Raw genomic sequence first — 10,978 nt, 5'->3', positions numbered from 1 at the left:
GCCTTCGGCCGCCCCCTCCTCCTTTATTCCGCCTACAAGGATATGGGGGCCCAGCGCCCGACCCACCGATCGCCCCTACGACCAAGGTCGGACGGCCCGCGCTTCACCATCGGACTATGCTCGATCCCATGACTTTGTCTGGGAGGGCCGTCATGCGTTACGAAGATGTCTATCGACGTTCGGTCGATGAACCCGAAGCGTTCTGGGGCGAAGAGGCCCAGCGCATCTACTGGCATACACCGCCGCAGCAGATCCTCGACTACAGCAATCCGCCGTTCCGGCGCTGGTTCGTCGGCGGGGAAACCAACCTCTGCTACAACGCGGTGGACCGCCATCTGGTCGACCGTCCCGACCAGCTCGCCCTCGTCGCCATCTCCAGCGAAACCGGCGTTACCCGCGAGATCACCTACCGCGAACTGCACCGCGAAGTGAATGCCTTCGCCGCCGTGCTGCAGCGGCTGGACGTGCAGCGTGGCGACCGCGTGGTGATCTACATGCCGAACATGGCCGAAGCGGTGTTCGCGATGCTGGCGTGTGCACGCATCGGGGCGATCCACTCGGTGGTGTTCGGTGGCTTCGCCGCGCACAACCTGGCACTGCGCATCGATGACGCCGAACCGAAGCTGTTGATCGCCGCCGACGCCGGCAAGCGCGGTGGCAAGGTGATTCCGTACAAGGCGATGGTCGATGCCGCCTGCGCCGAAGCCGCCTCGCCGCCACCGCATGTGTTGATCGTCTCGCGCGGGCTGGACCCTGCCGAGCCGAAGGTGCCCGGTCGCGACGTCGACTACGCCACGCTGCGTGCCGAGGTGGGTGACCAAGACGTTCCGGTGGTATGGCTGGAATCCAGCGAGCCGAGCTATCTGCTCTACACCTCCGGCACCACCGGCAAGCCGAAGGGCGTACAGCGCGATGTCGGCGGCTACGCCGTGGCGATGGCGCAGTCGATGGAGACGGTGTTCGACTGCAAGCCCGGCCAGGTGATGTTCTCCACCTCGGACGTGGGCTGGGCGGTCGGGCATTCCTATAACGTGTACGGCCCGCTGATCGGCGGCTGCACCTCGCTGCTGTACGAAGGGCTGCCGACCCACCCGGACCCGGGCATCTGGTGGGCGCTGTGCGAACAGTACGGCGTGCGCACGCTGTTCTCCTCACCCACCGCGATCCGCGTGCTCAAGAAACACGATGCGGACTTCATCCGCCGCCACGACCTGGCGGCGCTGAAGTACGTCTTCCTTGCCGGCGAACCGCTCGACGAACCGACCGCGCACTGGATCAACGACGCACTCGGCAAGCCGATCATCGACAACTACTGGCAGACCGAAACCGGTTGGCCGGCACTGACCCTGCTGCCGGGCGTGGACATGAAACCGGTGCGCTTCGGCTCGCCCGGTTTCCCGAACCTCGGCTACCGGATGAAGGTGATCGACGAGAACACCGGCGAGACCGTCGCACCGGGCCAGAAGGGCGTGCTGGTCATGATCCCGCCCTTGCCACCGGGCTGCATGACCACCGTCTGGAAGGACGATGCGCGCTTCATCCAGAGCTACTTCAGCCACTTCAAGGAACTGCTCTACAGCTCGCTGGACTGGGCGATCCAGGACGAAGACGGCTACACCTTCATCCTCGGCCGCACCGACGATGTCATCAACGTGGCCGGGCACCGCCTGGGCACGCGCGAGATCGAAGAATGCATCGCCGGCCATCCGCTGGTGGCCGAGGCCGCCGTGATCGGGGTCAAGGATGAACTCAAGGGCCAGGTGCCGCTGGTGTTCGTGACCCTCAAGCAGGCCCTGCAGGGCGACGGCAGTGCCGTGGCGGCCGAGATGATGCAGCGGGTGACCAATACCCTGGGCGCGGTCGCACGGCCGGCGCACATCCATATCGTCAACGCGCTGCCCAAGACGCGTTCGGGCAAGCTGCTGCGGCGCTCGCTGCAGGCGCTGGCCGAGGAGCGTGATCCGGGTGATCTGTCGACCCTGGACGACCCGGCGGCCTTGGACGAGATCCGGCGCGCACTGGGGAGCTGACGCTGTAGCCCCCTGCACGATGCTGCAGCGCATTACCGGCGAGGCGAACGCTCGGGTAAGCTGCGGACGTGATCGTTGCAGGCCTTGTCGGCGGCACGCCGCGCGCTGGGGACACGGCGCGCCTGGGGCGGCCGCCGGACACGGAGGGTCTGGAAGATCACAGGGGCGCGCAGGTAGCGGCGAACGGCCGGCCTACGCGTGGTACGGCACCACGTGAAGGGGGAACACATGGCGTATATCCAGGCCAAGACGGCCGCTGGCCGTCAGGAAATCGAGGACCGTGCGCGGCGCTTGCCGCCGGCGCTGCGGTCCCTGCTGCTGATGGTCGATGGTCAGCGCGATGACAACGCGTTGACCGCGTTGTTGCCGGGCCTGCGCGCGCCGGACGATGCGCTGGCGCAGCTGTCGGCGATGGGGTTGATCGAGATCGTCGGGGGCAGCGCCGCACCGGTGGTCGCCGCGGCGCTGACTGCCGGGCGCGAGCAGGATCCGGAGCTGTACAAGCGGCTGTATGACTGGATGAGCGAATCGGTGCGCAGGCATCTCGGTCTGAAGGGCTATTTCATGCAGTTGAAAGTCGAGCGCTGCACCGATGCGGGCAGCCTGGAGAAGCTGTGGCCGGACCTGGCCGCTGCGATCAGCAAGGCAAAAAGCCCGGCGCTGGCCAACCGCTGGATGGACGAGACACGCGCGCTGCTGCAGACCGAGCCCGTGATCGCCTGAGGCGATACGTCGACGGCGGCCGGGCAGCACGCTGTTTAGAATGCGTGCTGTTACGTGTGCGGGAGAATAGCGATGGTGGATGAGATCGAGGACGACGGCGCCCCCGGGTGGGATGCCATCGATGCGGCGTTGAAGGCGGTGTATCCCACGCAGGCGCCGCAGCATTACGGCCCGGTGTTGCGTTCGCTGCTGGGCGGCGAGGATCCGCTGGACGGCATCAGCGCGTACTGGAACGATACCCCGCTGCCGCACTGGCACTTCGTCAGCTACGGCTTCTCAGAGCTCTATGAAAAAGAGAGCGATGATCCGTCCACCAGTGGGTACGGCTTCGAGCTGAGCTTCCGGGTTGCCGCCGCGGCGGGCAGCGAGCCACCGCCGTGGGCGATGAATTTCCTGCAGAACCTGGCGCGCTACGTGTTCGCCAACGGCAAGGTGTTCCAGCAGGGCCACTACCTCAATGCGGGCGGTCCGATCGCCGCCGACACCGATACGCTGCTGCGCCACGTCGCCTTCATGCGCGACCCGCAGCTGCCGCCCCGCGAGACGCCCAACGGTTCGCTGGCGTTCCTGCAGGTGATCGGGCTGACCGATGACGAGATGGAGGCGGTGAAGCGCTGGTCGACCACCGGCGTGCTCGAGGCGCTGCTGCCGAAGATGCCGCTGTGGATCACCGATATCGCGCGCGGCTCGCTGCTGGACGATCCCGCACTGGCTGCCGCGGTCGCCGAAGGTGCGGCGCGCGAGGGCTCGCAGACGGCCTATCTGTTCCTGGAAAAGCTGGGCGGGTTGGTGCAGGGCGAGGGCGATGCGCAGCAGGTGACCGTGACCCTGGGAGCGCGCCAGGTGGAATCGCTGCTCGCGTTGCTGCCGGCGCGGTTGCTGTTCGGCCAGCCATTGACGCTGGTCGGCAACGATCGGCAGATCACGCTGTCGCCGGCGGCCGCCAATGCGCTGGTGGTCGAGGGCGATGCGCTGGAATGCCAGTTGGCCCCGGCCACGTTGCAGGCACTGGTCGCCACGGTCATGCCCCGCCGTGGCACCTATGCGATCCCGGGTTGGCCGGCGCTGCAGGTGGTGGTGGAGCCGAGCGAGCTGCGCGATGCCGAGGGCACTGTGGTGCGTACGATCGGGTAGAGCCACGCCATGCGTGGCTCCTTGTCCGGCCGGACGCGTGTGTTCTGGCCGGACGGCCTGCAGCCACCCATGGGGTGGCTCTACAGGAGGCCTTCGGCCTTCAGCACCGCCTGCACGCCGGCATCGGCCTCCATGCGCTGCTTGAAGGCGGCGAGGTTGTCCAGGCCGCTCAGGTCGATCTTCGCGCCCGCCGCCCAGCGCAGGGTGATGTAGAAGTACGGATCGGCGAAACTGCGGAATCCGGCCAGCCACGGGCGGTCGGCCAGCTGCGCATCGGCGCGCTCGAACAGGCTGCGCAGGCGCTTGCGGGCGGCGGCGCGGAGCGCGTCGTACTGGGTGTCGTCTTCGATGAAGGTGCCCGGCCCGAACAGCGGCTTGAACGCCGGGTGCAGGTCCGAATTGACGAAGGACAGCCAACGGGTGGCTTCGGCGCGCTGCTTGGGGCTGCCGTCACCGGTCAGGCCGGCCTGCGGGTGGGTATCGGCGATGTAACCCATGATGGCGGCGTTCTGGGTCAGCACGAAATCGCCATCGACCACCACCGGGACCGAACCGGCCGGATTGATGGCCAGAAACGCGGGCGCCTTCAGGGTGTCCTTGTCGAGCAGTTCCACCTCGAACGGCTGGCCGGTCCACTGCAGGGCGATGTGATCGGCGGTGGAGCAGGCTCCGGGCTTGCTGTACAGCTTCATGGGAACTCCGTTGCGGATGGGTGGAAGGTGAGCCGCCCACTATTCCAGAGCCGGCCCCGCATCCTCAACGGTATGGCCGTAACAGATCGTTACGACGCGCGTGGCTTGAGTTTCTGCACGCGATAGAAGGTGTGATCACCGATCGTGGCCACCTGGTAGGCGTTGCGCCAGCTCGGGTTGGCGATCGCCAGGGCGGCGAAGTGGCTGGCGCCGGGCACGATTTCCTTGCGCTCACCAGCCGGCAGGGCCCAGTTGCGCTCGGCATCGAAGGCGACGGTCATCGCTTCCTGCCAGGCATCGGCGTTGCCGAGCTGGGTGCCGGGCGCGACGATGGTCGGGGCGAACTGCTTGCGGGCGGTCACCACCTGGCACATCGAGTCGCCCCACAGGCCGCTGTCCAGGCGGCGCAGGGCCACTTCCGCGACGGCTTGCTGGCCGCGCAGGGTCTGGTCACGCGCTTCGAGGTAAACGGTCGTGCTCAGGCACAACGAATCGGCGGCAGGCTGCGGCAACAACTGTGACAGCCAGAGAATCCAGGCCAGTTTCATAAATCTCCTTGCTCCGTGTGGGCCGCACCTGGCTGTTCCATCCGATCATTCGGACGGGGCGAGGGTTACGACTTGGCGTCATGGGGAGGCGGCCATCGGGGCCGCCCGGGGGCGGACCCGAATAGACGTGGGGTCCGCGCGCTCACTCGAACTGGGTGGTGAGCGGGAAAGTTGGCGCACGATAGGGGGGGATTTCCCAATACATCCTGAACCCGAAAGCTTGACATTCAGGTTCGGAGGCAGGGCTGAATCGGCGGTTCAGCCCCGTATTCAGGTTGATGTCGATGCGGATCAGAGCGCGGCGGCGACCCGGCTGCCCTGATCGATCGCGCGCTTGGCGTCGAGTTCGGCGGCCACATCCGCACCGCCAATCAGCTGTGCGTTGATGCCGGCGGCCTGCAGTGCGGCGTGCAGGTCACGGCGCGGTTCCTGCCCGGCGCAGACCACCACATGGCTCACCGGCAGCAGCTGTTCCTGGCCGTCCACGCGGATGCGCAGGCCGGCGTCATCCACACCCAGGTACGTCACGCCACCGAGCATGGTCACGCCCTTGGCCTTGAGCGTGGCGCGGTGGATCCAGCCGGTGGTCTTGCCCAGGCGGGCGCCGGGCTTGCCCGGGCTGCGCTGCAGCAGCCAGACCTTGCGGGCGGGGGCTTCAGGTGCCGGTTTGGCGAGCGCGCCGCGGCCCTCGAACGTCGGGTCCACGCCCCACTCGGCCATCCAGCGTGCCGGGTCCAGCGCGGAGGAGGGCCCTTCGTGGACCAGGAACTCGCCGACATCGAAGCCGATGCCGCCCGCGCCGATGATCGCGACCTGCTCGCCCACCTGGACCCTGCCAAGCAGCACATCCAGATACGTGACCACCTTGGGGTCGTCGGCACCGGGGAAATCGACCCGGCGCGGGGTGATGCCGGTGGCGATCACCACCGCGTCGAAACCGGCCAGCGCGGCCACGTCGGCCACGGTGTCCAGCTTCACCTCGACGCCGGTCTCGCCCAGCTTGTGGCGGAAATAGCGCAGCGTCTCGTGGAATTCTTCCTTGCCCGGGATGCGCTTGGCGACATTGAACTGCCCGCCGATCTCGCTGCCGGCATCGAACAGCGTGACCGCGTGGCCGCGCTCGGCAGCCACGGTCGCGCAGGCCAGCCCGGCCGGGCCGGCGCCGACCACGGCGATCCGGCGCGGGGCGCTGGTCGGGCGGTAGACCAGTTCGGTCTCGTGCACGGCACGCGGGTTGACCAGGCAGCTGGCGGTCTTGTTCTCGAACACGTGGTCCAGACAGGCCTGGTTGCAGGCGATGCAGGTGTTGATCGCCTCCGGACGGCCGGCGCGCGACTTGTTGGCCCACTGCGGGTCGGCCAGCAGCGGCCGCGCCAGCGAGACCATGTCGGCACCGCCCGCGGCAAGGATGCGCTCGGCCACGTCGGGCATGTTGATGCGGTTGGTCGCGATCACCGGCACGCGCACGTGCGGTTTGAGTTTGCCGGTAACCGCCGCGAAGGCGCCGCGCGGTACCGAGGTGGCAATGGTCGGGATGCGCGCTTCGTGCCAGCCGATGCCGGCGTTGATCAGGGTCGCGCCCGCCGCTTCGATGGCCTGCGCCTGCTGCACGATCTCGGCCCAGTTGCTGCCGTCGGGCACCAGATCCACCAGCGAGAGCCGGTAGATGATGATGAAATCCGGGCCGCAGGCCTCGCGGATGCGACGCACGATCTCCACGGCGAACTGCATGCGCTGGGCGGCGTCACCGCCCCAGCGATCGGTACGCTGGTTGGTACGCGGGGCGATGAACTCATTGATCAGATAGCCTTCCGAGCCCATCACCTCGACGCCGTCGTAGCCGGCCTCGCGGGCCAGCCGCGCGCTGCGCGCGTAATCGGCGATGTGGCGCTCCACCCCGCGCGCCGACAGCGCCCGCGGGGTGAACGGGTTGATCGGGGCCTTCAGCTTGGAGGGAGCCACCGAGAGGGGGTGGTAGGCATAGCGGCCGGCATGCAGCAGCTGCAGGCAGATCTTGCTGCCGTTGTCGTGCACGGCCCGGGTGACCTGGCGATGCGGTCGCACCTCCCACGGCCAGGACAGCTTGCCGCCGAATGGCTTGAGCCAGCCAACCACGTTGGGCGCGAAGCCACCGGTGACGATCAGCCCGACGCCGCCGGCGGCACGCTCGGCGAAATAGGCCGCCAGGCGCGGGAAATCGCGCGCACGGTCTTCCAGGCCGGTGTGCATGGACCCCATCAGGACCCGGTTGCGCAGCTGGGTGAAGCCCAGGTCGAGCGGGGTGAACAGGTGCGGATAGGCGGTGGATTCGGCGGCTGGCGACATGTGGATACGCTTGCGTACGGAAGCCCGCAGGGTGCCGCGAATGCCCCTGAAGAGCAAGGGCATGTGTCCGCCAGGGGGTCGGCCGTTGGTCGGCACGGACGCCCGCTAGGGCGTGGCAGCTGCCGGGCTGGGCTTGCGGATACCGAACAGCGGCAGGGTGACGCCGCACAACGGGCCGATCAGCAGCGCGAAGGCGAGCGTGCCCACGCCGACGTTGCCGCCAAGCCACCAGCCGATCAGCAGCACGGTGCCTTCGATCGCGCTGCGCACGATCCAGATCGGCCAGCCGGTGCGGGCGTGCAGGCCGGTCATCAGGCCATCGCGCGGGCCGGGGCCGAAGCGTGCGCCGATGTACAGGCCGGTGGCCACCGCGACCATCAGCAGGCCGCAGATGAACATCGGGATCTGCCAGGCCAGGCCCTGCACCTGCGGCAGCAGCCACAGCCCGAACTGCGCGCTGGGGCCGATCAGCAGTACGTTGAGCACGGTGCCCAGACCGGGCTTCTGCCGGATCGGCCACCACAGCAGCAGCACCAGCGCGCCGATCACATTGGTGGCCACGCCGAAGGACAGCGGCGTCTGCAGCGCGATGCCCTGTGACAGCACATCCCAGGGCGCCACGCCGATCGCCGCGCGGATCATCACCGCCGCGCCGAAGCCATACAGGAACAGACCAAGCAGGAGTTGCAGCAGGCGCAGGGGCAGGGACGTGGGCATGTCGGCTTCACCGGAAGGGCCACTGACTGTAGGGGGCCCTTCGCATGGCCGACAGATACAGATGCGCGCGAATCTGCGCAGACACATTGCCGCGCGCGTCAGTCCCAGCCGGACAGCACCAGTTTGCCGATCACGCCGCCGCCTTCCAGCTGGCGATGTGCCTCGCGCAGGTTCGCTGCCGTGATCGAGCCCAGATGCGTATGCGCGGTCGTGCGCAGTTCGCCGGCGTCGATCAGACTGGCGGCCCGGCTCAGAATGCGGTGCTGTTCGATCATGTCGTCGGTCTGGAAGCGCGACCGGGCAAACATGAACTCCCAATGGATGCCGATACATTTGGCTTTGTAGGGATCGCCGATGCGCAATGGTCCGCGCGGCTCAACGATCAGCCCCACATGTCCCTGCGGGGCCAGCAGCTCGCCCAGCGCCTCCCAGTAGTGGTCGGTGTCGGCCAGGTTCAGCGCCACCTGCACCTGCGCGATGCCCAGTGCCTGCAGTTGCGCTGCCAGCGGCTGGCGATGATCGATCACGTGGTCGGCGCCCATCTGTACGCACCACGCGCGGGTCTGCTCGCGCGAGGCGGTGGCGATCACGCTGAAGCCGGCGTGGCGCGCGAGCTGGATCGCAATCGAACCGACGCCGCCGGCACCCCCGATGATCAACAGGTGCTGCCCGCGGTGGCGGCTGTCTTCAAAGTGCAGCGGCATGCGCTGGAACAGCAGTTCCCATGCGGTCAGCGTGGTCAGCGGCAACGCTGCAGCCTCGGCGAAATCCAGCGTGGTGGGTTTGCGCCCGACCAGGCGTTCGTCCACCCACTGGTATTGGGCATTGCAACCGGAGCGGGTGACATCGCCCGCGTAATACACCTCATCGCCGGGGGCGAACGCCGTGACCTCCGGGCCCACCGCCTCCACCACACCGGCCGCGTCATACCCCAGGATGCGCGCAGGATTCTCCTGCTGCGGGCGCGGCGCGCGCTGTTTGGTGTCGACCGGATTGACGGAAACAGCATGTATTCGTACCAGCAGGTCGCGTCCCTGCGGCACGCCCGGTGGCGCAATGCGCAGGTCCTGCAGCGCGGCGGGGTCTTCAATCGGCAGATACTGGGTCAATCCCACGGCTTTCATATCGGCTCCGGATACGGGGGAATCGCCCTCATCATACGGATCACGACGCTGCTGTTTTTGCGCTGAATCAAGGCGCAATCGCCATTTGAACCCTAACGTGAAAAATGTGTCGCTACGTCGCCTGAATTAGGCAAAACCCTTGTCATTGCTGGGTCTTGCGGAATTTCATCAACCTGTATAGGGTGCCACCAGCTGGACCCGGTAGAGGTCTGGCGGTCGTCTTCACATGTTACGGGACTGTTAACATCACCTTCACTCGCCTGAGCATAATGTTCGCGGCGGTGGCGTGCTGAATCGGCAGTCTGAAAACGACGCAGTAGTGCTGGCCCATGCCTCTACCGGTTTCATACCCCCGAAATAGGAGCTGTACTCAATGAACAAGAAGATCCTCACTGCCGCGCTGCTGGGCGGTCTGGCTTTCGCCCAGGCTGCATCGGCGCAGGATTTTGACGACCGCTGGTACCTGACCGGTTCGGCCGGCTTCAACTTCCAGGATAGCGACCGTCTGACCAACGACGCTCCGTTCGTTACCCTGGGCCTCGGTAAGTTCATCAGCCCCAACTGGTCGCTGGATGGCGAGCTGAACTACCAGAACCCGAACTTCGACGCCAACCAGGATCTGAACTGGAGCCAGTACGGCGCCTCGCTCGACCTGCGTCGCCACTTCATCCAGGAAGGCCGCGGCTGGAACCCGTACCTGCTGTTCGGCCTGGGCTACCAGAAGTCGGAAGAAGAGTACGCAGCGCTGAACACCAACGGTCCGCGTGAGCGCAAGGACGGCAACTTCGCCGCCAAGCTCGGCGTCGGTCTGCAGACCACCTTCGAAAAGCGCGTCGCCGTGCGTGCCGAAGTGGCCTACCGCGCTGACTTCGACGACCAGAGCATTGCTGCTCCGAGCGAAGACTGGTTCGGCGACGTGCTGGCTTCGGTCGGCGTCGTGATCCCGCTGGGCCCGGCCCCGGTTGCTGCCGTGCCGGCTCCGGCTCCGGTTGCGCCGAGCTGCGCCGATCTGGATGACGACGGTGACGGCGTCAACAACTGCGATGACAAGTGCCCGAACTCGCAGCCGGGTCAGACCATCGGTCCGGACGGTTGCCCGGTCCCGGTGTCGATCGATCTGAAGGGCGTGAACTTCGACTTCGATAAGTCGAACCTGCGTCCGGACGCGGTTGCGATCCTGAGCGAGGCTTCGGAAATCCTGAAGCGTTACCCGGATCTGCGCGTTGAAGTGGCCGGTCACACCGATTCCAAGGGTACCGACGCTTACAACCAGAAGCTGTCCGAGCGTCGTGCTACCTCGGTGTACAACTACCTGACCCAGAACGGCGTTGACGCTTCGCGTCTGGTCGGTCCGATCGGTTACGGCGAGAGCCGCCCGATTGCGCCGAACACCAACCCGGATGGTTCGGATAACCCGGAAGGTCGCGCCAAGAACCGTCGTACCGAGCTGAACGTCCAGAACTAATCCTTCTGGCAGTACAGTCTCAATAAGCAGGGCCCGGCATTGCCGGGCCCTGTTTTTTTTTGTCTTCTCTCACCTCGACACATAGGCCCTTCCGCGCGCGCCGTCGGGTCGAATCCTGAAAATCGACAATAAATCCAACAAGTTGCCGTATTCATTGAAGGTGGCGCTTGAAAGACGTTGTGGCGCTGTTAAACTCGCCGCGTCGACCCCTTCCTGGATG

9 protein-coding genes are annotated in these 10,978 nt (G+C 66.6%); 4 read left to right on the top strand and 5 right to left on the bottom strand.

Translation table 11 applies throughout. The annotated features are described in order from the left end of the window. Positions 1-152: 152 nt before the first annotated feature. The 3 genes from prpE to ABE483_RS15330 all read left to right on the top strand — a co-directional run bounded on the left by prpE (position 153) and on the right by ABE483_RS15330 (position 3,887). Positions 153-2,030, top strand: coding sequence for a propionate--CoA ligase (prpE, locus tag ABE483_RS15340; RefSeq protein ID WP_313217327.1), 1,878 nt, complete (start codon positions 153-155; stop codon positions 2,028-2,030). A 228-nt stretch (positions 2,031-2,258) separates the two neighbouring features. Beyond that, the gene (locus ABE483_RS15335; RefSeq protein ID WP_313209629.1) at positions 2,259-2,753 is read left to right on the top strand and encodes a hypothetical protein; all 495 of its coding nucleotides are present in this window, start codon (positions 2,259-2,261) and stop codon (positions 2,751-2,753) included. A 72-nt stretch (positions 2,754-2,825) separates the two neighbouring features. Next, positions 2,826-3,887, top strand: coding sequence for a suppressor of fused domain protein (locus ABE483_RS15330; protein WP_346481971.1), 1,062 nt, complete (start codon positions 2,826-2,828; stop codon positions 3,885-3,887). Positions 3,888-3,967: 80 nt separating this feature from the next. Here ABE483_RS15330 and ABE483_RS15325 read toward each other — a convergent pair whose 3' ends face one another. The 5 genes from ABE483_RS15325 to ABE483_RS15305 all read right to left on the bottom strand — a co-directional run bounded on the left by ABE483_RS15325 (position 3,968) and on the right by ABE483_RS15305 (position 9,293). Further along, entirely contained in the window at positions 3,968-4,579 is a 612-nt protein-coding gene (locus ABE483_RS15325; RefSeq protein WP_346481970.1) for a glutathione S-transferase N-terminal domain-containing protein, read from the bottom strand. 89 nt (positions 4,580-4,668) lie between these two features. After that, positions 4,669-5,127, bottom strand: a complete 459-nt coding sequence (locus ABE483_RS15320) for a cell wall hydrolase (RefSeq protein WP_088435200.1) — start codon at positions 5,125-5,127, stop codon at positions 4,669-4,671. A 291-nt stretch (positions 5,128-5,418) separates the two neighbouring features. Beyond that, the gene (locus ABE483_RS15315; RefSeq protein WP_346481969.1) at positions 5,419-7,452 is read right to left on the bottom strand and encodes an NADPH-dependent 2,4-dienoyl-CoA reductase; all 2,034 of its coding nucleotides are present in this window, start codon (positions 7,450-7,452) and stop codon (positions 5,419-5,421) included. Positions 7,453-7,557: 105 nt separating this feature from the next. Further along, on the bottom strand, positions 7,558-8,169 hold the full coding sequence (locus ABE483_RS15310) for a hypothetical protein (RefSeq protein ID WP_313217333.1): 612 nt from the start codon (positions 8,167-8,169) through the stop codon (positions 7,558-7,560). Positions 8,170-8,267: 98 nt separating this feature from the next. Then, positions 8,268-9,293, bottom strand: coding sequence for a zinc-binding alcohol dehydrogenase family protein (locus ABE483_RS15305; RefSeq protein WP_346463654.1), 1,026 nt, complete (start codon positions 9,291-9,293; stop codon positions 8,268-8,270). Positions 9,294-9,666: 373 nt separating this feature from the next. Between ABE483_RS15305 and ABE483_RS15300 the strand changes: the two genes are divergently transcribed. Next, a complete protein-coding gene (locus tag ABE483_RS15300; protein WP_088435197.1) occupies positions 9,667-10,758 on the top strand; it encodes an OmpA family protein in 1,092 nt (363 codons plus the stop codon). The last annotated feature ends 220 nt before the right edge of the window (positions 10,759-10,978 follow it).

The organism is Stenotrophomonas sp. TWI602 (assembly GCF_039674045.1).
Classification (GTDB): Bacteria; Pseudomonadota; Gammaproteobacteria; order Xanthomonadales; family Xanthomonadaceae; genus Stenotrophomonas.
Note: the sequence above shows the minus strand (reverse complement) of the source record. Positions and strands in the feature narration are given on the sequence as shown.

Coding starts and splice junctions, on each gene's coding strand:
- prpE (WP_313217327.1), top strand. CDS start 153: ATGCGTTACGAAGATGTCTATCGACGTTCGGTCGATGAACCCGAAGCG.
- ABE483_RS15335 (WP_313209629.1), top strand. CDS start 2,259: ATGGCGTATATCCAGGCCAAGACGGCCGCTGGCCGTCAGGAAATCGAG.
- ABE483_RS15330 (WP_346481971.1), top strand. CDS start 2,826: ATGGTGGATGAGATCGAGGACGACGGCGCCCCCGGGTGGGATGCCATC.
- ABE483_RS15325 (WP_346481970.1), bottom strand. CDS start 4,579: ATGAAGCTGTACAGCAAGCCCGGAGCCTGCTCCACCGCCGATCACATC.
- ABE483_RS15320 (WP_088435200.1), bottom strand. CDS start 5,127: ATGAAACTGGCCTGGATTCTCTGGCTGTCACAGTTGTTGCCGCAGCCT.
- ABE483_RS15315 (WP_346481969.1), bottom strand. CDS start 7,452: ATGTCGCCAGCCGCCGAATCCACCGCCTATCCGCACCTGTTCACCCCG.
- ABE483_RS15310 (WP_313217333.1), bottom strand. CDS start 8,169: ATGCCCACGTCCCTGCCCCTGCGCCTGCTGCAACTCCTGCTTGGTCTG.
- ABE483_RS15305 (WP_346463654.1), bottom strand. CDS start 9,293: ATGAAAGCCGTGGGATTGACCCAGTATCTGCCGATTGAAGACCCCGCC.
- ABE483_RS15300 (WP_088435197.1), top strand. CDS start 9,667: ATGAACAAGAAGATCCTCACTGCCGCGCTGCTGGGCGGTCTGGCTTTC.